This is a genomic window from Chelativorans xinjiangensis (assembly GCF_009812055.1).
GTDB lineage: Bacteria > Pseudomonadota > Alphaproteobacteria > Rhizobiales > Rhizobiaceae > Chelativorans > Chelativorans xinjiangense.
Genome location: NZ_WQNH01000037.1, coordinates 16,625 through 37,884, shown reverse-complemented (window position 1 = coordinate 37,884; position 21,260 = coordinate 16,625). Strand labels below are relative to the sequence as shown.

The window sequence follows — 21,260 nt, the reverse complement described above, 5'->3', positions numbered from 1 at the left end:
ATCCAGTTGGCGAAGTGCGGGTAGTTTTGCCCCTTACAAAAGGCCGCGTCCGGCGAGATTGCGCATGAGGGCGGCGGTGCCGAAGGTCCATTCAGGGCATTCGGTGGACAGGCGCACCGTATTGACAAGCCGGCCCAGATGCCGCTCGGAGATGGTGACCACATCGCCATTCTTGTGCGTAAACCCCTGCCCCGGCGCATCGCGGTCATCGACCGGGGCGAAGAGCGTCCCCAGGAACAGGACGAAGCCGTCGGGATACTGGTGATGCCGGCCGATGGTCTGGGAGACCAGGTCGAGCGGGTCGCGGCTGATCTCGCTCATGGAGCTTTGGCCCTTGAGCACGAAGCCGTCCTCACCCTCGACACGGAGTTCCAGCTCCGCGGCGCGCACGTCTTTGATGCCATAGCTGCGGTCGAAGAGACGGATGAAAGGACCGATGGCGCAGGAGGCGTTGTTGTCCTTTGCCTTGCCGAGAAGCAGGGCGGAGCGGCCTTCCACGTCGCGCAGGTTCACATCGTTGCCGAGCGTGGCCCCTTTCACAGCGCCTCGGCTGTCGACGGCCAGCACCACCTCCGGCTCGGGGTTGTTCCACTGCGAGACCGGGTGCAGACCGACGGCCGCGCCCCAGCCGACCGCCGACATGGGTTGGCCTTTCGTGAAGACCTCGGCATCAGGTCCGATACCGACCTCGAGATATTGCGACCACACACCCTCCTCCATGAGGGCCTGCTTCACGCGCTCGGCCTCGGGCGAGCCCGGCACGAGGCTCTGCAGGCTTGTGCCGATGATGGCACCCGCCCGCTCCCGGATCGCCGCTGCCTTGGCGGGATCGCCGGCGGCCTTCTCCTCGATGACGCGCTCGATCATCGAGCGCGCGAAGGTGACGCCGCACGCCTTCACGGCCTGCAAGTCGCACGGGGCGAGAAGGTGAAGGCGGTCGGCCGCGCCTTTTCCTTCGGCCGACATCTGGGCGATCTCCTCCATCGAGCCGAGATCCTCGCCTTCGGCACCGTCCACGAGGGAGGCCGGGTCGTCGTGCTCCATCAGGTCACGCATCGTCGGGGCCGCGCGCGACGTGATGTCGACCAGCCGCCCCTCGCGCAGCATCACCAGCGCCGGCCCTTGCACATCCGGCCGCCACACCCGCCCGACAAACCGGCCCCGCTTCATCTCGTCCCGCTCGACAATCATCGCCTCGCCTCTTCTCAAGGAATCGCTCTTCGCGGGACCTTAGAGCAGGACGTGCCCGGATGGAATCGGCCGGATGGAATCGGAAGGAGCATGAACGCCCGACCGCACGGATTTCCGCGAAAAGTCTTCCATTGTCAGACCACTGACACATACGCCGATCAATCTCCGCAACAATGTGGCTGCGTGAAGAGAAGGAGTGAGAAAGTGCTGTCGAACGGGATCACGGGAACCGGCATTTCCGCGCGCAAGCGCGCCAACGACCTGAGCGACTTTGCCGATGAACTCGACGCGATCGAGGAGCTGGGCGTCGAGGCGGTCGAACTCCCGCTCTTCGACATGGACGTCGTGGTCGGTGGCCACATCCGCAAAGCGCAGCTCGACGCCCTCAAGCATGCCTGCGCCGGGCGCGATCTCGTCTACTCGGTACACGGGCCTCTTTCCATCAACTTCATGGACGAAGCCTGGCGCCTGCCGCGCCATCTGGAAGTGCTTGAGGCCTCCGTCGAGGCGAGTGCGGCGCTTGGGGCCGAGCACTATGTCGTCCATTCGGGCCTGATCCGCACGCAACAGGCCGCGAGCATCGAGGCGGCATACGGGCGGCAGCGCGAATGGCTGTCGCGGGCCGGCGACATCGCCGCCGGCTACGGAGTGATCCTGTGCGTCGAAACGCTCTTCGGGGGCTATGAGGGGCAGGTTCATGCCTCCTCCCCGGCCCGGCTGGCGGCCGAATTGGCAGCTATCGACCATCCCAACGTGCTCGCCACGCTCGACTTCAGCCACGCTTATCTGAAACTCGATTTCGACGGCCGCCGGGACGACTTCCTCGACGAGATCAAGGCGCTCGCTCCCTGGGCGCGGCATCTGCACATCCACGACAGCTTCGGCCGCCAGGACGACATATGGATGTTCACCGACGGCGAGCGCCTCGCCTATGGGCACGGCGATCTGCATCTGCCGGTGGGTTGGGGCGACATTCCGTGGGAGGCGATCGTCACCGAATGCCGGTTCCCGCAAGGGGTGCTGTTCAACATCGAACTGAAGGAGCGCTACTGGTACGCGGCGCGGGAGACGGTCGAAGCCGCCAAAGCCCTTGCTGCCGCGGCCCGGACATTCAAGCGGGCCCGGGCGGCATAGCGCTCAGGTCAGCACGTGCATCGCCTTGACGGCCGCCGAGGCGCGGTTCTCGACGCCCAGTTTCACGTAGATCTGCTCGAGATGCTTGTTCACCGTGCGCGGGCTTAGCTTCAGGATGTCGGCGATGTCGCGGTTGGTTTTGCCGCGGGCGATCCACACCAGCACTTCGCTTTCCCGGAGCGTCAGGCCGAAATGCTGGCGCAGCGTCTCCTCTTCCTTGGCGCCGCCCTGGGAGACCAGGCGGAAGAGATGCTCGTCAGAGGCGATCATGCCGAGGCACACAAGTTGCAGATCGCTGGAATCGGCGAGCCTCAACGTCAGGCTTTCGCCGGTGAGTGCCGCCGGATCGCGCCCGCCGAACCATTGCCGCATCCGCTCTCGAAGCGCCGTAAGAACCCCCTCGCCGGCCTCCGGCGCGTTGAGGAGCCTGTTCGCCTGCGGCGTCGACCAATGCACCTCGCCCGTCGCCGACAGTGCGATCAGGTGCCTTCCCGCGGCATCCAGTGCCACGCGCGCGCTCTGCGCACGCCGCGCATTGGCCAGATGCACGCGCATGCGCGCACGCATCTCCTCCAGGTTGATGGGTTTGGTGAGGTAGTCGACGCCGCCCGATTCCAGCGCGTGCACCACGTGTTCCGTCTCCGTCAGCGCCGTCATGAAGATAACCGGCACATGTGCTGTGCCCGGCAGTGCCTTCAGCCGGCGGCACGTCTCGAAGCCGTCGAGGCCGGGCATCATGGCGTCCATGAGCACGACGTCCGGTGTCACCTTCCCGGCGATGCTCAAGGCCGCCTCGCCGCTGGTAGAGACCAGCACGGTGACACCTTCCTCCTCCAGCGCATGCGTAAGGAAGCCCAGCGCCTCGGGTGAATCATCGACGACCAGAACGATCTCCCCTTCCGGGATTACGTCACTCATGCTCGCTCACGCTTTCCAGAACCTTGGTGTAGCCGGCAAAGTCGTAGACTTCCATATGCGCCCTCAGACGCTCGACCAATGGCGTGTTCTCGGGTCTGGCCGCAAGCTCCGTCAGCTTGCGGTCGATGCCACGCACATGGCCGATCTTGCCAAGGCTCAGAAGCTCACGCACATCGTCCGCGCCGGGTGAGCAGAGCCCGTTGCCCTCGGCGGCAGGCACCGGCTTTTCCACCCCCTCGATCCATTCGAGCCGTAGTTGTGCGGCGATCTTTTCGAGCAGTTGGCGCAGGCCGAAGGGCTTTGCCATGGCGTCGTTGTGACCGGCGTCGCGGTTGGTCTTGGCGATGCCGTCGCCGATATTGGCCGACAGCATGACGATGGGGGCGGAGAAGCCCTTCTCGCGCAGCCGCTCGACCAGCTCCCAGCCCGTCATGCCGGGCATGAGGATGTCGACGAAGACAAGGTCCGGCCGCGCGCTTTCGATCATTGCCAGGCAGTCAGGCCCGTCGACGGCGGTAAGCACCGTGAAGTCGAGCGGCTGCAGCATCTGCCGCATCATTTCGCGGTGCTCGGCATTGTCGTCCACCACCATGACCGTACGGCGCGCGCCTCTGTAGCCCTTGACGATGAAATCCTGCGCGGCGAAGGCCGCCGGCCGGTCGACCTTGGCGAGCATCAGGCGCACCTGGAAGGTCGAACCCGCTCCCGGCGCGCTTTCGACCGTGATTTCGCCGCCCAGCGTCTCCGTCAGGAGCCTGGTGATGGTGAGGCCGAGGCCCAGCCCCGGCGACAGGCGGTTGCGCTCGGCCGGACCGCGCACGAAGGGCTCGAAGACATGTTCCAGGTCGCTCTCGCCGATGCCGGGGCCGCTGTCGGCAACCCGAAAGGTAGCCACCTCCGAACGGTAGCCGACCGTGAAGTCGACATGGCCGCTGTCGGTGAACTTGATAGCGTTGGAGAGCAGGTTGACGAGGATTTGCCTCAGCCGCTTCTCGTCCGTGCGCACATATTGCGGCAGGCCCGGATCGCGCTTGTGCCGGAAAGCCAACCCCTTGGCCTCGGCCTGCAGGCGGAACATGCCGACGATCTGGTCGAGGAAATCGTATAGGTTGATCTCGTTGGAATAGACCTGCAGCCGCCCCGTCTCGATCTTTGAGATGTCAAGCAGGCCGTCGATCAGGCCCGACAAATGCTCGGCGCTGCGCCGAATGACGCTGATCGAGGAGCGCCAGGGAGCAGGCGCCGCCTCCTCCCGCTCCAATATCTGAGCGTAACCCAGGACGGCGTTGAGCGGCGTGCGCAGCTCATGCGAGAGGCCAACGACATAGCGGCTCTTGGCCCGGTTGGCCGCTTCCGCCTTCTCCTTGGCCATCTGCAATGCGGCATCGGTCTTCCGGTGCGCCGAGATTTCCCTCAGGAGCAGCGTGTTCTGCCGCGCACTCTCTTCCTCGGCTATCCTGCGGCTGTCGTGCGCGAGCACCAGGAACCAGGCGACGATGCCGGCAACCACCGAGAAGGCGAAAAAGACCACGAGGATGGTTCCGCCCACCACATCCGCCGTCTCCGGCGCGACCTTCGTGGCGAAGGAGTAGACCAGCGCCAGGATGGCGCCGAGGAGCGCCACGGCGAACACCATCGCCATGCCGAACTTGCCGAGCCGCGTCTGCAATTTTTCCACCGCCAAGGCAGGCAGCAGGCTCTCGGCCAGGGTCATGGCCTGCGCCCTGGCATTGGCTTTAGGCTTGCACAGATCGTGGCAGCGCGCATCGAGCGAGCAGCACAGCGAACATATCGGCGCGGCATAGGCCGGGCACCAGGCCATGTCCTCCGGCTCGAACGGATGCTCGCAGATGGAGCAGGTGATCGCCCCCTTGCCGGCCCAGGCCCTGCGCGGCTTGCGCGCCAGATAGTATTTGCCGCCGGTAGCATAGGCGATGGCCGGGGCTGCGATGAAAGCCGTCACGAGAGCGATATAGGGAGCAAGCGCCGCGGCCATCTGGCCGAAGGCGCCGAAATGCGCCGCGAGCGCGATACCCGCCGAAAGTGACATGGAGCCGAGACCGACGGGGTTGATGTCGTAGAGATGCGCGCGCTTGAACTCGATGCCGGGCGGTGCAAGCCCCAGCGGCTTGTTGACGAAGAGATCTGCCGAGACCGTGCACAGCCACGCCATGGCGACGATGGAGAAGATGGCAAGGGTCGCTTCCAGAAGCCGGTATATGCCGAGCTCCATCAGGAGAAGCGCGATGGCAACGTTGAAGACCAGCCAGACCACGCGGCCGGGATGGCTGTGGGTGAGGCGCGAGAAGAAGTTCGACCAGGCGAGCGAGCCCGCATAGGCGTTCATCACGTTGATCTTGAGCTGCGAGACGACGACGAAGATCGCCATCAACACCAGCGCCAGGGTTTCGTTGGGGATCATGTAGCCGAATGCCGCGGCATACATCTCCGCCGGCTCCGACGCGTGCTCGGGCGCCACGCCGGTCGAAAGCACCAGAACGGCAAGAAACGAGCCCGCCAGAAGCTTCGGCGCGCCGACCAGTACCCAGCCGGGGCCGGCGAGAAAGACGCCGAGGCGGTAGCGCTTGCGCTTCTCGCCGTCGGCCGGCAGGAAGCGCAGGAAATCGACCTGCTCGCCGATCTGCGTCATCAGAGCGAGGATGACGGCCGACGCCGCGCCGAACTTCGCAACCTCCAGCGCGGAGATGCTGCCCGGTACCTCGTGGATACCGGGGAAGGCGCGCCACAGGTCGAACTTTTCCCAGTCGAGCCAGGCGATGAAGAGGAAGGGCAGGATGTTGAGCACGATCCAGACAGGCTGGGTGAGAAGCTGGAAGCGGCTGATGAGCTTCACCCCGTGGGTGACCAGCGGGATCACCACCACGGCGCTGATGATGTAGCCGATCCACGGCGGAATGCCGAAGGCGAGCCTTAGTGCGCCCGTCATGATCGACGCCTCAATGGCAAAGAGGATGAAGGTGAAGCTCGCATAGACCAGCGAGGTGACGGTCGAGCCGATATAGCCGAAACCCGCGCCGCGCGTCAGAAGGTCGATGTCGAGGCCGTGGCGCGTGGCATAGCGCGAGATCGGCACGCCGACCGCCAGGATGGCGATACTGGCGACGACGATGGCGGCGATAGCATTGGCGGTGCCGTAGGAGAGCGTGATCGCCCCGCCGATCGCCTCCAGCGCCAGAAAGGAAATGGCGCCGATGGCCGTCTGCGAGATGCGCTGGCTGGAGAAGCGGCGGGCGCTCTTCGCCGTGAAGCGCAGCGCATAGTCCTCCAGCGTCTGGTTGGCGACCCAGCGGTTATATTCGCGCCTGATAGGAAGAATCCGCTGCCGCGCCATTGCCTTTTTCATGTCCCCCTGTGGCTGGTCCCCCGAGCCACGGATTAGATGACTACTTTTTCGGCAGTTTCGCAATATGCTGAAAAAATGGGCGACGCTTTGCAATCCACGTCATTCCGGAAGCCGAAGCGAAGCGGAGGCTGTCCGGAACCCATTCCGTGACTCCTCCACATTCCGGAATGGATCCCGGACAAGCCTTCGGCTTTCCGGGATGACGACCTTCCGCTGGCGAAATCCACCTACGTTGTTCGACGTATAGGCGCTTCCCGCCTTCCGCTGCAAACTTCCCTCCGGCCCGACCTCTCGGCCCAATCGATCTTTCTCAGGGGAACAGACAGATGAGCACCAGATTCACCCGCCGCGCGGTTCTCGCAGCGGCTCTCGCTGGCTCCGTGAGCCTCTCCGCAGGCATCTCTTATGCACAGGAGGAGACCATCAAGGTCGGCGTCCTGCATTCGCTCTCGGGCACCATGGCGATCTCCGAGACGACGCTGAAGGACACGATGCTCTTCCTCATCGACGAGCAGAACAAGAAGGGCGGGCTTCTCGGCAAGAAGCTCGAGGCCGTCGTCGTCGACCCCGCCTCCGATTGGCCGCTCTTCGCCGAGAAGGCGCGCGAGTTGATTTCCGTCGACGAGGTTGCGGCCGTATTCGGCTGCTGGACGTCGGTCAGCCGAAAGTCCGTCCTTCCGGTCTTCGAGGAGCTGAACTCTATCCTCTTCTACCCCGTGCAGTACGAGGGCGAGGAGAGCCAGCGCAATGTCTTCTACACGGGTGCGGCCCCCAACCAGCAGGCCATACCCGCCGTCGACTACCTGATGAACGAGGAAGGCGTGGAGCGCTGGGTGCTGGCCGGCACCGACTACGTCTATCCGCGCACGACCAACAAGATCCTCGAGCAATACCTGATGGACAAGGGTGTCGCCGCCGAGGACATCATGATCAACTACACGCCGTTCAGCCATTCCGACTGGCAGACGATCGTCTCGGACATCAAGGCGTTCGGCTCGGCGGGCAAGAAGACGGCGGTGGTTTCCACCATCAATGGCGACGCCAACGTGCCGTTCTACAAGGAACTCGCCAACCAGGGCATCGCGGCGGAAGACATCCCCGTCGTCGCCTTCTCCGTGGGCGAGGAAGAGCTTGCCGGCATCGACACCGAACCGCTCGTTGGGCACCTCGCGGCCTGGAACTACTTCCAGTCCGTCGACACGCCCGAGAACGAGGACTTCATCGCCAAATGGCGCGAGTTCATCGGCGACGAGGACCGCGTGACCAACGATCCGATGGAAGCCCATGTGGTCGGCTTCAATCTCTGGGTCCAGGCGGTCGAGAAGGCCGGCACGACCGACACCGACGCCGTGCTCGACGCCATCATCGGGCTGGAGACGCCGAACCTCACCGGCGGCATCGCCAAGATGCTCCCCAACCACCACATCACCAAGCCCGTGCTGATCGGCGAGATCCAGGACGACGGCCAGTTCGAGGTGGTGTGGGAGACGGAAGAGGTGGTGCCGGGCGACGCCTGGTCGGATTTCCTGCCGGAATCGAAGATGATCGAGGCGGATTGGACCGCGCCGATCAGCTGCGGGAACTACAACACCGAGACGAAGAGCTGCGGTGGGGCGAGCTGACGTTTGAGGGGGCGTGGCCAACGTCGCGCCCCTTCGCGCCCCCTCTGGCCTGCCGGCCATCTCCCCCGCAAAGGGGGGAGATCAGCTTTCATCAAGGCCTCCGCCAAATCACATGCCCCAGAGCAGGCGATACGTAGCGGAAGGCTGATCTCCCTCATGCGGGGGAGATGGCCGGCAGGCCAGAAGGGCGCGCGAAAGAGCGAAAACATCCCCTCAGCGGTGGATACCAAGACGATGCACCCAACCTGCCTCATCCGGACACTCCTCGTCGCGCTCGCGTTGCTGTTTACGACGAGCAGTGCCTTCGCGCAGGACGTCGAGGCCCTCGTGAACGCCCTGCCCGAGGGCGGCTATTCCGACCGAGAGAAGGTGATCTTCGATCTCGCCGCCACCGGCGATGAGCGCGTGGCGGGGTTGCTCGACGCACTGGGCGAAGGCGATCTCTACGTGCGTGAAGAGGATGGCCGCGTGGTCGCAGGCAAGCGCGCCGGGCGCGACTATGCGCTGACCGACGCGCTCACCGGTGAAGAGCTGGGCACCGCCCCTTCCTCTGCGCTGGAAAAGATCCGCGTCAACAACCGGCTGCGCCGCGCTGTCCGCAGCGCCATTGGGCAACTGACCCTGATGAGCCCCAGCCCGCCGGTGCGCCTCAGGGCCGCGCGCAGCCTCTTGAGAAACGCCGATCCCGATTCCCTGGAACTATTGGGCACGGCACTCGCCGCCGAGACAGACCCGCAGGTGAAGAAGATGATGGAGACGGCGCGCGCCGCGATCATCATCAAGACCGATGCCGGCATCGAGGAGAAGGCGGCCGCCATCGACCTCCTCGCCGCGCGAGGGGACCGCGAGGCGCTGGCGATGCTGACGGGCGCGCACTCTTCCGCCGCGCCCGAGCTTCAGCCGGTCATCGAGCGCGGCATTGCCGGCATCGAGCGCAAGCTCGCCATGTGGGACGGGCTGCAGAACGTCTGGTACGGGCTGTCGCTCGGCTCCGTGCTCCTTCTGGCGGCCATCGGCCTTGCCATCACCTTCGGCGTGATGGGCGTCATCAACATGGCTCATGGCGAAATCGTCATGCTGGGCGCCTACACCACCTTCGCCGTGCAGCAGGTGATCCGCACCTCCTTCCCCGGCCTTTTCGACTATTCGCTGGCCATCGCCCTGCCCCTCGCCTTCCTGGTGACGGCGCTCGTCGGCATCGCCATCGAGCGCGGCATCATCCGCTGGCTCTACGGACGGCCGCTCGAAACACTGCTCGCCACCTGGGGCCTCAGCCTGTTCCTGCAGCAGACCGTGCGCACCATCTTCGGCCCCAACAACCGTGAGGTGGGGAACCCTTCCTGGATGTCCGGCGCCTTCGATCTCGCCGGCTTGTCGATCACCTGGAATCGGCTGTGGATCATCGTCTTCGCGCTCGTCGTCTTCGCCGTCCTTCTTGCCGTGCTCAACCGCACGCCGCTGGGCCTGCAGATGCGCGCCGTGACCCAGAACCGCCGCATGGCCTCCTCCATGGGCATTCGCACCCCCTGGGTCGACGCCATGACCTTCGGGCTGGGCTCCGGCATCGCCGGCATGGCGGGCGTGGCGCTCTCCCAGATTGACAACGTCTCGCCCAATCTCGGCCAGAGCTACATCATCGACAGTTTCATGGTCGTCGTCTTCGGCGGCGTCGGCAACCTGTGGGGCACGCTGGTGGGGGCGTTGACGCTGGGCGTCGCCAACAAGTTCCTGGAGCCCTACGCCGGCGCCGTACTCGCCAAGATTTTCATCCTCGTCTTCATCATTCTCTTCATCCAGCGGCGCCCGCGCGGGTTGTTCGCGCTCAAGGGCCGGGCGGTGGACGCATGATTACGAGAACGCTCCTGCGCGCCTTTGACGGCAAGACTTCTCTAGTGGTGGCGATCCTCATCACGATCGCCATCGCCGTGCCTGCCTCCAACCTCTATCTGCCCGTCGGCCACCCGCTGCGCGTGCCCAATCACTTCGTGCCGCTGCTGGGAAAATACCTCACTTACGCGATGCTGGCGCTGGCGCTCGACCTGGTCTGGGGCTACTGCGGCATCCTCTCACTCGGCCACGGCGCCTTCTTCGCCCTCGGCGGCTACGCCATGGGCATGTACCTCATGCGCCAGATCGGTGACCGCGGCGTCTACGCCAACCCCATCCTGCCCGATTTCATGGTGTTCCTGAACTACCAGGAACTACCGTGGTTCTGGTACGGCTTCGACATGTTCTGGTTCGCTGCCATCATGGTCGTGCTCGTGCCGGGGCTGCTCGCCTTCGTTTTCGGCTGGTTCGCCTTCCGCTCCCGCGTGACGGGCGTCTATCTCTCCATCATCACCCAGGCGATGACCTACGCGCTGCTCCTGGCCTTCTTCCGCAACGACATGGGTTTCGGCGGCAACAACGGCCTCACAGACTTCAAGGACATCCTCGGCGCACCCCTCCAGGCAGGCTCGACGCGGGCCGCCCTCTTTGCCGCCTCGGCCATTGCGCTGGCGCTGTCCTTCATCGTCTGCTCGGCCATCGTGCGCTCGAAGCTCGGCAAGGTGCTGGTCGCCGTGCGCGATGCGGAGAGCCGCACGCGCTTCCTCGGCTACCGCGTCGACAACTACAAGCTCTTCGCCTTCACCGCCTCTGCCGTCATCGCCGGCATCGCCGGTGCCCTCTACGTGCCGCAGGTGGGCATCATCAATCCGGGCGAGTTCGCGCCGGCCAACTCCATCGAGATCGTCATCTGGACCGCCGTCGGCGGGCGCGGCACGCTCGTCGGGCCGATCGTCGGCGCGGTGCTGGTGAACGCCGGCAAATCCTGGTTCACCGGGGTCTTCCCCGAATTCTGGCTGTTCGCTCTGGGCGGGCTCTTCGTCGCCGTCACGCTGTTTCTGCCCAAGGGTATCGTCGGTGCGCTGGCGCAAGGATGGACGGCTCTGAAGGCGCGGCGCGTTTCGGCGCGGGCGGAGGACGGCAGCGATGCCGCGCCCGAACCCTCGCCGGCGGAGTAGGTATCGTCCCATGGATCAGAACCATCCTCCTCTCCTCTATCTCGACGGCGTCTCCGTCTCCTTCGACGGTTTCAAGGCCATCAACAACCTGTCGCTGATCGTCCAGCACGGCGAGCTCCAGGCCATCATCGGCCCCAACGGCGCCGGCAAGACGACCATGATGGACATCATAACCGGCAAGACACGGCCCGATGAGGGCGAGGTCTTCTTCGCCGGCGATGTCGACCTCACGCGGCTCGACGAAGCGGCCATCGCCGAGCTTGGCATCGGCCGGAAATTCCAGAAACCCACCGTCTTCGAAAGCCACACGGTGTGGGACAATCTGGAACTGGCGCTCAAGAAACCACGCGACGTCTTCTCCGCCTGGTTCTACCACCCTTCCGAAGAAGACGTGGGGCGCCTGGAAGACATCCTCGCCACCATCCGCCTGACGGAGCGCCGCGAGGAGCTCGCCGCGAACCTGAGCCACGGGCAGAAGCAATGGCTGGAGATCGGCATGCTGCTAGCCCAGGATCCGAAGCTGCTCCTCGTCGACGAGCCGGTGGCCGGCATGACCGATGCCGAGACGGTGGAGACGGCTAAGCTTCTGAGGGAGATCGCCAAGTCCCGCTCCGTCGTCGTGGTCGAGCATGACATGAGCTTCATCCGCGACCTTGCCGCGCGCGTCACCGTGCTGGCTGAGGGATCCGTGCTGGCCCAGGGCAGCCTTGACCACGTGAGCGCCGACCCGCGCGTCATCGAAAGCTATCTGGGGAGGTGAGGATGGTAACGGCACTCGCCGTCGACGGAATCGACCTTTACTACGGCGCCGCGCGGGCGCTGAAATCAGTGAGCGTGGAAGCCGCCCCCGCCGCCATCACCGCCGTCCTCGGCCGCAACGGCGTGGGAAAATCCTCGCTGCTCAGGGCTATCGCCGGCGTTCACCCGATCTCGAGGGGCGAGGTCCGTTTCGACGGCACCGCATTCGGCAAGATCCCCCCCTACAAGCGCGCCCGCCTCGGCCTCGGCTACGTGCCGCAGGGCCGCGAGATCTTCCCGCTTCTGACGGTGCGGGAGAACCTGCAGACAGGCTTCGCGCCCTTGAAAACGGGCGAACGCTTTGTTCCCGACACGGTCTTCACCCTCTTTCCGGTGCTGAAAGAGATGCTTTCCCGGCGGGGCGGCGACCTGTCCGGTGGCCAGCAGCAACAGTTGGCCATCGGCAGGGCGCTGGTGACACGGCCCAAGGTGCTGATCCTCGACGAGCCGACGGAGGGTATCCAGCCATCCATCATCAAGGACATCGGCCGGGCACTGCAATTCCTGCGCGACGAGTTGGGCATGACGATCCTGCTGGTGGAACAGTATCTCGACTTCTGCCGCGAACTGGCCGACAGTATCTACGTCATGGACCGGGGCGAAATCCTCCATTCCGGGCCGGCATCCGATCTCGACAAGCCGGAAGTCAAGCGGCATTTGATGGTTTAGCGGTATGGGTTTAGGGCGAGTTGATAGACGGAAGCGCCGGCGCCCCTTCGCGCCCCCCTCTGCCCTGCCGTCAATCTCCCCCACGAAGGGGGAGATTGACGGCGGCTATACCGGCGGCTTTCCGGCAAGGTTTCAGAATAGGCGTGACGAAGCGGACAGTCTAATCTCCCCCCGTGTGGGGGAGATGCCCGGCAGGGCAGAGGGGCGCGCGCAAGGGCGCCAGCCTATCCGCCGATGACGATGGCCAACCGCATCTCCATGCCCGCACCCATGCAGCGCTCGCGCGGCACCGGCCGGCTTGGCGCCAAGCTGCGCGGCGAAAAAACCTGCCTCGACACCTTTTATCAGGAAGGCTGTTGCAAGATCCGCCTGCCGCGCGGCCACGGGTCGGCGCTGGAGGCAGTGCTGATCAACACCTCCGGCGGCCTCACCGGCGGTGACCGCGTGGAATGGGAGGCCGAAGCGGCGGCGGGCACGAAACTGGTGCTGACCACCCAGGCCTGCGAGCGCGCCTACCGCTCGACCGGGGATGATGCCCGGGTATCGACGACGCTGCGCCTCGGCGCCGGCGCGCATGTCGATTGGCTGCCGCAGGAGACGATCCTGTTCGAGGCAAGCCGTCTCGACCGCACACTGACGGTCAACCTGGACGAGGGCGCTACCTTCACCGCGGTCGAGGCGGTGCTTCTCGGCCGCGAGGCAATGGGCGAGGCAGCCCGCTCGGCGCGGCTCAAGGACAGCTGGCGCATCTTTCGCGCAGGCCGGCTCATCCATGCCGAGGCGACGCGGCTTACCGGCGACGATTTCGAGCGTGACGGGCTTTCGCTGCTGTCCGGCCACAACGCCTTCGCCACCCTCCTCGCCGTCACGCCTGACGCCGAGGAGAAGCTGGAGGCGCTGCGGGCGATGATCGCGCCACACGCCCATGCGGCAGCAAGCGCCATCGGCGAACGCCTCATCTTGCGCATTCTTGCCCCTTCGGGTCTTATGTTGCGGCGCACACTCGCGCCGGCCATCGCATTATTGTCAGGCGCCGGCGCCCTGCCCCGCCTGTGGACCATCTAAAACGGAAACGAGACCGCCATGAACCTGACGCCCCGCGAAAAGGACAAGCTGCTGATCGCTATGGCCGCACAAGTTGCCCGCCGCAGGCTGGAGCGCGGCGTCAAGCTGAACCATCCCGAGGCGATTGCCCTGATCACCGATTTCGTCGTTGAGGGCGCGCGCGACGGCCGCCCCGTTGCCGAGCTCATGGAAGCCGGCGCCCATGTGATCACCCGTGACCAGGTGATGGAGGGCGTCGCCGAGATGATCCACGACGTCCAGGTCGAAGCCACCTTTCCCGACGGCACCAAGCTCGTCACCGTTCACGAACCCATCCGCTGACCAGGAACTCCAAGGGAACCCGTATGTTCAAACGTATCGCATTCGCCGCCGCGGCACTCTTCACCGCCACCGCACCCGCCTTTGCACACCTGAACCCGGCCGAGCACGGCTCCTTCATGGCCGGCTTCTCGCATCCGCTTTTCGGCCTCGATCATATTCTGGTGATGGTGGCGGTCGGCCTGTGGGCGGCAACGCTTGGGCAGCGCGCGCTGATGCTGGTGCCGGCCGCCTTCGTCGGCACGATGGTCCTCGGCTTCGCCGCCGCCATTCTCGGCGCACCGCTGCTGCTTGTGGAACCGGTAATCCTCGCTTCCATGGTCTTTATTGGCCTCATGGTGGCGCTCGCCATTCCGTTGCCCGTAGCGGGTGTTGCAGGCGTCGTCGCCTTCTTCGCCTTCTTTCACGGCCACGCCCATGGCGGCGAGCTCGGCGCCGCAGGCGCGCTGCAGTTCGCCGCCGGCTTCTCCCTCGCCACCGCGCTCCTGCATGCCGCCGGTATCGCGGCGGGCCTCGCCTTCGGCCACCGGCAGAAGGACGTCACGGGCGGCACGCTGACCCGCATCGCAGGCCTTGCCACGGCGCTGGCGGGTCTGTGGCTGGCCTTCGCCGGCTGACAACTCGAAAAAGGAATCAACCTCTCATGATACCGGGCGAAGTCATTACGAAAGCTGGCGAAATCGAGTTCAACACCGGCGCGAAGCAGTTAATGTTGGAGGTGAGCAACACCGGCGACCGGCCGGTGCAGGTCGGCTCGCACTACCACTTCTTCGAGGTGAACGAAGCGCTCTCCTTCGACCGCGACAAGGCGCGCGGGATGCGGCTCGACATCGCCGCCGGAACGGCGGTCCGCTTCGAGCCGGGCCAGACGCGCGAGGTGCGGCTGGTGCCGCTTTCCGGCGCACGCAAGGTGTATGGTTTCCAGCAGAAGATCATGGGAAAGCTCTGATGCCCGCAAAAGTCTCCCGCGCCGCCTATGCCGACATGTATGGCCCGACCACGGGCGATCGCGTGCGGCTGGCCGACACCGAGCTTTTCATCGAGGTGGAGAAGGATTTCACCGTCTATGGCGAGGAGGTGAAGTTCGGCGGCGGCAAGGTGATCCGCGACGGCATGGGCCAGAGCCAGGCCTCGCGCGCGGAGGGCGCGGTCGATACCGTCATCACCAATGCGCTGATCGTCGACGTGACCGGCATCTACAAGGCCGATGTCGGACTGAAGGACGGCCGCATCGCTGCCATCGGCAAGGCCGGCAATCCGGACACGCAAGCCGGCGTCGACATCGTCATCGGCCCTTCGACCGAAGCCATCGCCGGCGAGGGCAAGATCCTGACGGCTGGCGGCTTCGACGCGCATATCCACTTCATCTGCCCGCAACAGATCGAAGAAGCGCTGATGAGCGGGGTGACCACCATGCTGGGCGGCGGCAGCGGCCCGGCACACGGCACGCTCGCCACCACCTGCACTGGTGCCTGGCATATCGGCCGCATGATCCAATCCTTCGACGCCTTCCCGATGAACATCGGACTTGCCGGCAAGGGCAACGCCTCGCTGCCCGCGCCCCTGGAGGAAATGGTTCTGGCCGGCGCCTGTTCGCTCAAGCTGCATGAGGACTGGGGCACCACGCCCGGCGCCATCGACAACTGCCTCAACGTGGCCGACGATTACGACGTCCAGGTGATGATCCACACGGATACGCTCAACGAAAGCGGTTTCGTGGAGAATACGATCCGCGCCTTCAAGAACCGCACCATCCACGCCTTTCACACGGAAGGCGCAGGCGGTGGCCACGCACCGGACATCATCAAGGTGTGCGGACAGGAAAACGTCATCCCCTCCTCCACCAACCCTACGCGGCCCTACACGGTGAACACCATCGCCGAGCATCTCGACATGCTCATGGTCTGCCACCATCTCGACGCCTCGATCCCCGAGGACGTGGCCTTTGCCGAGAGCCGCATCCGTAAGGAGACCATCGCCGCCGAAGACATCCTGCACGACATGGGCGCCTTCTCCATCATCGCCTCCGACAGCCAGGCGATGGGCCGTGTCGGCGAAGTCATCATCCGCACCTGGCAGACAGCCGACAAGATGAAGCGCCAGCGTGGCCGACTGTCCGAGGAGATCGGCGACAACGACAATTTCCGCGTCAGGCGCTACATCGCCAAATACACGATCAACCCGGCCATCGCCCACGGCATGTCGAGGGAAATCGGCTCCATCGAGGTGGGCAAGCGCGCCGACCTCGTGCTCTGGAACCCGGCCTTCTTCGGCGTCAAGCCGGAGATGGTCCTTGTCGGCGGCACCATCGCCGCCGCCCCCATGGGCGACCCCAACGCCTCCATCCCCACACCGCAGCCCATGCACTATCGCCCGATGTTCGGCGCCTACGGCAAGGCGATCTCGGCTTCCTCCGTCACCTTCGTGTCCAAGGCCGCGCTTGAAGGCGGGCTGAAGGAGAAGCTGGGCGTCGATAAGGGCATGCTCGCGGTGGAGAACACGCGCGGGCGGATCGGCAAAAAGGCGATGCTGCTGAACGATGCAACACCGCATATCGAGGTAGACCCCGAGACCTACGAGGTGCGCGCCGACGGCGAACTGCTCACCTGCGAGCCGGCGACGGAGTTGTCCATGGCGCAGCGGTATTTTCTGTTCTGACAAGGCTCTTTCCCGAGCAGGATTTGATAACTATTATTAAATCCCATTTAAAGGAGTTCCACGATGCCTGTCAGTGCCGACCTCGGAAAGCCGCTCGAGGACTACGTCGGAGAGTTGGTGAAAACCGGCCGCTACCGCTCGCGGTCGGAAGTGCTGCGCGAAGGCGTGCGGCTCGTGCAGGAGCGGGAGGCGAAGCTCGCCGAGCTTCGCAGGAAAATCGATGAGGGGATTGCCGCAGCCGACCGCGGCGACAGCCGCCCGGCAGAGGAAGTCTTCGCAGAACTGCGCGCGGAGATCCTGGCTATGAAAGAAAAGGCCCGGAATGCGGGTTGAGATATCCGGGCCAGCCGAAAACGATCTTCTGCAGATCGGCCGCTTCATCGCTCGCGACAACCCGGACCGCGCCCTCACATTCGCTGCAGAAATCGAAGCAGCCTGCCTCAGCCTAGGCGAGCTTCCGAAAAGATATCCTTAGCTGGAAATATCCGGGAACACCGAAGTCAGACGCCGACCATATGGGAACTATCTTATCTTTTACAGGATAGAACCTGCAAAAATCATGATCGTGAGAATCGTCAACGGCGCTATGGATATTGAAAAGCTGCTCGACGACCTCTGATCCACACAACAAGAGCCCACATGATCGCCTGGTCCATCTTCATCCCCGCCTGCTTCGCGCTCAACTGCGCGCCTGGGCCGAACAACATGCTGGCATTCTCGAACGGCGCGCGGCTGGGCCTCCTCCGCGCCATGGCGGGCGGTCTCGGCCGCATGCCGGCCTTCGCCCTGCTCATCCTGATCACCGTGTTTGGCCTCGGCGCCGTACTCGCCGCCTCCGCCACAGCCTTCACGATCATCAAATTCATCGGCGCTGCCTACCTCGTCTATGTCGGCATCCAGTTCTGGCGCAAGGCGCGGGTGCTGGCCGCGGCGCAGTCCGAGGAGACGGCCATAAGGCTCTTGATGCGGCGGGACTTCCTCATCGCCATCAGCAATCCCAAGGCGATCGCCGTCTTCACCGCCTTCTTTCCGCAATTCATCACGGCCTCGGCCCCGGCCTGGAGCCAGCTCGCGGCGATGGGCGCCGTCTTTCTCCTCCTCGAGGTGGTCGCTGTCCTCCTCTACGTCGTGGCCGGCGTGCTTCTCGGTAAGCTGCTGAAATCGGGCCGCGTGTTCGTGCATCTGAACCGCCTGGTCGGCGGCGTCCTGATCGCCTCGGGCGCCTCCATGGCGCTTTCGCGGCATTGACCGCAAGAGCCTCGGCTTTCTCCGCTCTCTCAACAGAATCGGCGCTTTGCCGCACTTGGCTTCGCACCTGCAACATGATTTATTGCAGCGCCGTACTCGGCGCGATCCTCCCCCGCGCCGGATCATGACCAGAACCGAGTTTGCAGCCTCCCCGATTTTTCCAGGGTTGGTTCATCTGTTGTCGAAGGATTGTATTCATGAGGTTGAGAAAAGTCCCCGACGTGACCTTCCGCACGCGCGTGCGCGACGAACGCATCGAAGGCCCGAACCCCTATCGGTGGGAAGAGAAGACCACAGCCGACTATTTCGCCGGTAAGCGGGTCGTCCTCTTCTCGCTACCGGGCGCCTTCACCCCCACCTGTTCCACCTATCAGCTTCCTGACTTCGAGAAGCTCTATGACGAGTTCAATGCAGAGGGTATCGACGAGATCTACTGCATCTCCGTCAACGACGCCTTCGTCATGAATGCCTGGGGCAAGGCGCAAGGCATCGAGAACATCAAGCTCATCCCCGACGGCTCGGGCGAGTTTACCCGCAAGATGGGCATGCTGGTGGCCAAGGATAATCTCGGCTTCGGCATGCGCTCCTGGCACTACGCGGCGGTCGTCAACGACGGCGTCATCGAGCAATGGTTCGAGGAGGAGGGTTTCGCCGACAACTGCGAGACCGATCCTTACGGCGTCTCCTCGCCGCAGAACATTCTGGACAATCTGCGGGCGGGCGAAGCGGTCGCCGCCTGACCGCATTGCCGGCAAATCCGAGCCCCGGCGGCGCTGACGCGGCCGGGGCTTTTTCTTGCGCCATGGCCGCCGCTGACGCACACTTGGCGCGCCTGCGCCTGCGCGAGGGGAGATTCCATGACGGCAATATCAGCGGGATGCGATGGAAACTGAACTGACCGGCGTGGAGATCTTCCCGCATATCCGCATCGTCATGGGCATCATCATCGGCATGGGCATCACTCGCCTGCTCGCCGGCATCGCCCGTTTCGTCCAGCACCCGGCCCGGGAGAGCATCTCCACCATCCATCTGGCCTGGGTCGCAACCATGCTCCTGATGCTGGTGCATTTCTGGTGGTGGGAGGTAGCGCTCTACGACGTCCGGCACTGGTCCTTCGGCGTCTTCTTCTTCCTGATTATCTACACCGTCGTGCTGTTCCTGATGAGCGTGTTGTTGTTTCCCGACGACATCCGCGAATACGCGAACTACGAGGATTTCTTTCTCAATCGCCGAAAGTGGTTCTTCGGCCTGCTCGCCTCCACGCTCATTCTCGACGCCGTCGACACCTACATCAAAGGCGAGACGCATTTCGACGAGTACCGCATGGAGCTGTTGGTCAGCACGCCGGTCTTCTTCATCCTGTGCCTGGTGGCGATGCGGACAGCCAATCGCAAGTTCCATCTCGCCATGGTGGCGATTAATATGGCCTACGAAGCCGTCTGGATCGCAACGCTGTTCGACACACCCAATTGAACCGGCGGCAAGCCCGAAAAAGGAATACCCATGCCCCGCGCCATTTCGCACGTCCACGCCGGAGAATTCGACGGCACCCCCATCGGCCATGTCGTGCTCGCCCATGACGAGCGCCACCTGCGCCGCAAGCTTCTCAGGCTCCAGGAGGGTGGCGAGGTGATCGTCGACCTGCCCGAGGCAGTGGCGCTAGGTAACGGCGATGCGCTGGTGTTGGAAGACGGAGGCCTGGTGGAAATCACAGCCGCCGAGGAAGCGCTTTACGAGGTGACGGCGCGCGACGGGAACCATCTGGCAAAGCTGTGCTGGCACCTCGGCAACCGCCATCTGCCCGCCGAGATCGACGAGGACCGCATCCTCATCGGCCGCGACCACGTCATTCGAGACATGCTCCTCGGCCTCGGCGCGACGGTGCGGGAGATCACCGCGCCCTTCTCGCCGGAACGCGGCGCCTATCACAGCCATTCGAATGGCCACCATCACCACGATCATGACGCCGAGCACCACCACCATCATCATGGCTGACACGCAGGCCCTCCAGAGATTGCTCGCCTGGGCCTCACCGGCCTTTCCGGTGGGCGCCTTCGCCTATTCGGCCGGGCTTGAATCGGCAATCGAGGAAAGGCGCGTAACCGGCTCCGCCACAACGCGAAACTGGATCGAGGGCAGCCTGAAAAGCGGCGCGGCGCGCAACGACGCGATCCTGGCGGCCGAAGCCTGCCGCGCGCATCGGGACACGGCGAAACTGACGGATCTGGCCGAGCTCTGCCTGGCGCTCACACCGGCACGTCAGCGTCATGAGGAGATGCTGGTGACGGGGAAGGCGTTCATGGAGGCGGCAAGCGCCTGGCCGAACCCGGTGCTGGGCCGGCTTCCCGATCCCTGCCCCTACCCGGTCGCCTTCGGCGCGATTGCCGGCGCAGGCGGCATCGCAGCGGCCGAGACGCTGATCGCCTTTCTGACCGCCTACACCCAGGCGCAGATTTCAGTCTCCATCCGGCTGGTACCGCTCGGCCAGACCGATGGGCTTGCCATCCTGGCGGCGCTGGAACCGCTGATCGCCGCAACTGCTAACGCGCTCTCCGAGGCAAACCTCAACGACCTTGGCTCGGCCGCCTATGCCGCCGACATCGCCGCCATGAAACACGAAACACTTTCCACGAGGATTTTCCGCTCATGACCTCACCCAACGGACCCCTGCGCATCGGCATCGGCGGGCCTGTCGGCTCCGGCAAGACGACCCTGTGCGAGATGCTGCTCAAGACCATGCGCGAGCGCTATTCCATGGCCGTCGTCACCAACGACATCTACACCAAGGAGGACGCCCTCATCCTCGCCCGCCTGCAGGCGATCTCGGAAGACCGCATCGTCGGTGTGGAGACCGGCGGCTGTCCGCACACGGCGATCCGCGAGGATGCCTCGTTGAACCTCGCGGCAATCGCCGACCTGAACCGCCGCTTCCCCGACCTCGATGTGGTACTGATCGAAAGCGGCGGCGACAACCTGGCCGCCACCTTCTCGCCTGACCTGGCCGACCTGACGATCTACGTTATCTCCGTCGCCCAGGGCGAAAAGATCCCGCGCAAAGGCGGCCCCGCCATCACACGCTCGGACCTGCTTATCATCAACAAGACCGACCTCGCACCGTACGTGGGCGCCGATCTCGACGTGATGCGGCAGGACACCGAAAAAGTGCGCGAGGGGCGCCCCTACGTGATGACGGACCTCTCCCGCCGCAAGGGGCTCGAAGATGTCGTTGCCTTTATCGAGCGGAATGGGGCGTTGAAGGCTTTGGCCTGA

Annotated in this window: 21 protein-coding genes and 1 pseudogene; 19 read left to right on the top strand and 3 right to left on the bottom strand. The window is 64.5% G+C overall.

Annotated elements, in window-relative coordinates:
- Positions 1-33 precede the first annotated feature (33 nt).
- Positions 34-1,191: a fumarylacetoacetate hydrolase family protein gene (locus tag GM910_RS19400; protein ID WP_159590254.1), complete on the bottom strand. Its 1,158-nt coding sequence runs from the start codon at positions 1,189-1,191 to the stop codon at positions 34-36.
- A 204-nt stretch (positions 1,192-1,395) separates the two neighbouring features.
- Here GM910_RS19400 and GM910_RS19395 point away from each other — a divergent pair, with 204 nt between their 5' ends.
- Positions 1,396-2,325, top strand: a complete 930-nt coding sequence (locus tag GM910_RS19395) for a sugar phosphate isomerase/epimerase family protein (RefSeq protein ID WP_159590252.1) — start codon at positions 1,396-1,398, stop codon at positions 2,323-2,325.
- 3 nt (positions 2,326-2,328) lie between these two features.
- Here the strand turns inward: GM910_RS19395 and GM910_RS19390 are convergent, their stop codons facing one another.
- Both GM910_RS19390 and GM910_RS19385 read right to left on the bottom strand, forming a co-directional pair.
- Positions 2,329-3,243 (bottom strand): response regulator transcription factor, encoded by a 915-nt coding sequence (locus GM910_RS19390; protein WP_159590250.1) that lies wholly within the window; start codon positions 3,241-3,243, stop codon positions 2,329-2,331.
- Positions 3,236-6,595 carry a hybrid sensor histidine kinase/response regulator gene (locus GM910_RS19385; protein ID WP_159590248.1) on the bottom strand — a complete coding sequence of 1,120 codons (3,360 nt, stop codon included), beginning with the start codon at positions 6,593-6,595 and terminating at the stop codon, positions 3,236-3,238. The genes GM910_RS19390 and GM910_RS19385 overlap by 8 nt, the downstream gene beginning before the upstream one ends.
- Positions 6,596-6,933: 338 nt before the next feature.
- Here GM910_RS19385 and urtA point away from each other — a divergent pair, with 338 nt between their 5' ends.
- From urtA to ureG, 18 genes and pseudogenes are all read left to right on the top strand, one after another.
- A complete protein-coding gene (gene urtA, locus GM910_RS19380) occupies positions 6,934-8,229 on the top strand; it encodes an urea ABC transporter substrate-binding protein (RefSeq protein ID WP_159590246.1) in 1,296 nt (431 codons plus the stop codon).
- A gap of 234 nt (positions 8,230-8,463) precedes the next feature.
- Positions 8,464-10,077, top strand: coding sequence for an urea ABC transporter permease subunit UrtB (gene urtB / locus GM910_RS19375; RefSeq protein ID WP_159590243.1), 1,614 nt, complete (start codon positions 8,464-8,466; stop codon positions 10,075-10,077).
- The gene (urtC, locus tag GM910_RS19370; protein ID WP_159590241.1) at positions 10,074-11,234 is read left to right on the top strand and encodes an urea ABC transporter permease subunit UrtC; all 1,161 of its coding nucleotides are present in this window, start codon (positions 10,074-10,076) and stop codon (positions 11,232-11,234) included. The genes urtB and urtC overlap by 4 nt, the downstream gene beginning before the upstream one ends.
- Positions 11,235-11,244: 10 nt before the next feature.
- On the top strand, positions 11,245-11,994 hold the full coding sequence (gene urtD / locus GM910_RS19365) for an urea ABC transporter ATP-binding protein UrtD (RefSeq protein WP_159590239.1): 750 nt from the start codon (positions 11,245-11,247) through the stop codon (positions 11,992-11,994).
- Positions 11,995-11,996: 2 nt separating this feature from the next.
- Positions 11,997-12,701: an urea ABC transporter ATP-binding subunit UrtE gene (gene urtE / locus GM910_RS19360; protein WP_159590237.1), complete on the top strand. Its 705-nt coding sequence runs from the start codon at positions 11,997-11,999 to the stop codon at positions 12,699-12,701.
- 234 nt (positions 12,702-12,935) lie between these two features.
- A complete protein-coding gene (locus GM910_RS19355; RefSeq protein WP_159590234.1) occupies positions 12,936-13,766 on the top strand; it encodes an urease accessory protein UreD in 831 nt (276 codons plus the stop codon).
- A gap of 18 nt (positions 13,767-13,784) precedes the next feature.
- Positions 13,785-14,087, top strand: a complete 303-nt coding sequence (locus tag GM910_RS19350; RefSeq protein WP_159590232.1) for an urease subunit gamma — start codon at positions 13,785-13,787, stop codon at positions 14,085-14,087.
- Between the two features lie 23 nt (positions 14,088-14,110).
- A complete protein-coding gene (locus GM910_RS19345; protein ID WP_159590230.1) occupies positions 14,111-14,701 on the top strand; it encodes a HupE/UreJ family protein in 591 nt (196 codons plus the stop codon).
- Positions 14,702-14,727: 26 nt separating this feature from the next.
- On the top strand, positions 14,728-15,033 hold the full coding sequence (locus tag GM910_RS19340) for an urease subunit beta (RefSeq protein WP_159590228.1): 306 nt from the start codon (positions 14,728-14,730) through the stop codon (positions 15,031-15,033).
- Positions 15,033-16,742, top strand: a complete 1,710-nt coding sequence (ureC, locus tag GM910_RS19335) for an urease subunit alpha (protein WP_159590226.1) — start codon at positions 15,033-15,035, stop codon at positions 16,740-16,742. Before GM910_RS19340 ends, ureC begins: the two co-directional genes overlap by 1 nt.
- A 63-nt stretch (positions 16,743-16,805) precedes the next feature.
- Complete coding sequence (locus GM910_RS19330; RefSeq protein WP_159590224.1) at positions 16,806-17,075, top strand: type II toxin-antitoxin system ParD family antitoxin; 270 nt, start codon at positions 16,806-16,808, stop codon at positions 17,073-17,075.
- Positions 17,065-17,361 (top strand): annotated as a pseudogene (locus GM910_RS27380) (type II toxin-antitoxin system RelE/ParE family toxin). Before GM910_RS19330 ends, GM910_RS27380 begins: the two are co-directional and overlap by 11 nt.
- 20 nt (positions 17,362-17,381) lie before the next feature.
- Positions 17,382-17,990, top strand: a complete 609-nt coding sequence (locus tag GM910_RS19315; protein WP_159590220.1) for a LysE family translocator — start codon at positions 17,382-17,384, stop codon at positions 17,988-17,990.
- Positions 17,991-18,187: 197 nt separating this feature from the next.
- Positions 18,188-18,730, top strand: a complete 543-nt coding sequence (locus GM910_RS19310) for a peroxiredoxin (protein ID WP_159590218.1) — start codon at positions 18,188-18,190, stop codon at positions 18,728-18,730.
- 142 nt (positions 18,731-18,872) lie between these two features.
- Positions 18,873-19,463: a hypothetical protein gene (locus GM910_RS19305; RefSeq protein WP_159590216.1), complete on the top strand. Its 591-nt coding sequence runs from the start codon at positions 18,873-18,875 to the stop codon at positions 19,461-19,463.
- Between the two features lie 30 nt (positions 19,464-19,493).
- The gene (gene ureE, locus GM910_RS19300) at positions 19,494-19,985 is read left to right on the top strand and encodes an urease accessory protein UreE (RefSeq protein ID WP_159590214.1); all 492 of its coding nucleotides are present in this window, start codon (positions 19,494-19,496) and stop codon (positions 19,983-19,985) included.
- The gene (locus GM910_RS19295) at positions 19,930-20,640 is read left to right on the top strand and encodes an urease accessory protein UreF (RefSeq protein WP_246226226.1); all 711 of its coding nucleotides are present in this window, start codon (positions 19,930-19,932) and stop codon (positions 20,638-20,640) included. The genes ureE and GM910_RS19295 overlap by 56 nt, the downstream gene beginning before the upstream one ends.
- The gene (ureG, locus tag GM910_RS19290; RefSeq protein ID WP_159590212.1) at positions 20,637-21,260 is read left to right on the top strand and encodes an urease accessory protein UreG; all 624 of its coding nucleotides are present in this window, start codon (positions 20,637-20,639) and stop codon (positions 21,258-21,260) included. The genes GM910_RS19295 and ureG overlap by 4 nt, the downstream gene beginning before the upstream one ends.

Bases quoted from the DNA above. Each gene is read 5' to 3' on its own strand.
- GM910_RS19305 (WP_159590216.1), top strand. From the start codon at position 18,873: ATGGAAACTGAACTGACCGGCGTGGAGATCTTCCCGCATATCCGCATC.
- GM910_RS19350 (WP_159590232.1), top strand. From the start codon at position 13,785: ATGAACCTGACGCCCCGCGAAAAGGACAAGCTGCTGATCGCTATGGCC.
- ureE (WP_159590214.1), top strand. From the start codon at position 19,494: ATGCCCCGCGCCATTTCGCACGTCCACGCCGGAGAATTCGACGGCACC.
- ureG (WP_159590212.1), top strand. From the start codon at position 20,637: ATGACCTCACCCAACGGACCCCTGCGCATCGGCATCGGCGGGCCTGTC.
- GM910_RS19400 (WP_159590254.1), bottom strand. From the start codon at position 1,191: ATGATTGTCGAGCGGGACGAGATGAAGCGGGGCCGGTTTGTCGGGCGG.
- GM910_RS19330 (WP_159590224.1), top strand. From the start codon at position 16,806: ATGCCTGTCAGTGCCGACCTCGGAAAGCCGCTCGAGGACTACGTCGGA.
- GM910_RS19390 (WP_159590250.1), bottom strand. From the start codon at position 3,243: ATGAGTGACGTAATCCCGGAAGGGGAGATCGTTCTGGTCGTCGATGAT.
- urtE (WP_159590237.1), top strand. From the start codon at position 11,997: ATGGTAACGGCACTCGCCGTCGACGGAATCGACCTTTACTACGGCGCC.
- GM910_RS19315 (WP_159590220.1), top strand. From the start codon at position 17,382: ATGATCGCCTGGTCCATCTTCATCCCCGCCTGCTTCGCGCTCAACTGC.
- urtD (WP_159590239.1), top strand. From the start codon at position 11,245: ATGGATCAGAACCATCCTCCTCTCCTCTATCTCGACGGCGTCTCCGTC.
- GM910_RS19340 (WP_159590228.1), top strand. From the start codon at position 14,728: ATGATACCGGGCGAAGTCATTACGAAAGCTGGCGAAATCGAGTTCAAC.
- ureC (WP_159590226.1), top strand. From the start codon at position 15,033: ATGCCCGCAAAAGTCTCCCGCGCCGCCTATGCCGACATGTATGGCCCG.
- GM910_RS19295 (WP_246226226.1), top strand. From the start codon at position 19,930: ATGGCCACCATCACCACGATCATGACGCCGAGCACCACCACCATCATC.
- GM910_RS19310 (WP_159590218.1), top strand. From the start codon at position 18,188: ATGAGGTTGAGAAAAGTCCCCGACGTGACCTTCCGCACGCGCGTGCGC.
- GM910_RS19355 (WP_159590234.1), top strand. From the start codon at position 12,936: ATGACGATGGCCAACCGCATCTCCATGCCCGCACCCATGCAGCGCTCG.
- GM910_RS19345 (WP_159590230.1), top strand. From the start codon at position 14,111: ATGTTCAAACGTATCGCATTCGCCGCCGCGGCACTCTTCACCGCCACC.
- urtC (WP_159590241.1), top strand. From the start codon at position 10,074: ATGATTACGAGAACGCTCCTGCGCGCCTTTGACGGCAAGACTTCTCTA.
- urtB (WP_159590243.1), top strand. From the start codon at position 8,464: ATGCACCCAACCTGCCTCATCCGGACACTCCTCGTCGCGCTCGCGTTG.
- GM910_RS19385 (WP_159590248.1), bottom strand. From the start codon at position 6,595: ATGGCGCGGCAGCGGATTCTTCCTATCAGGCGCGAATATAACCGCTGG.
- urtA (WP_159590246.1), top strand. From the start codon at position 6,934: ATGAGCACCAGATTCACCCGCCGCGCGGTTCTCGCAGCGGCTCTCGCT.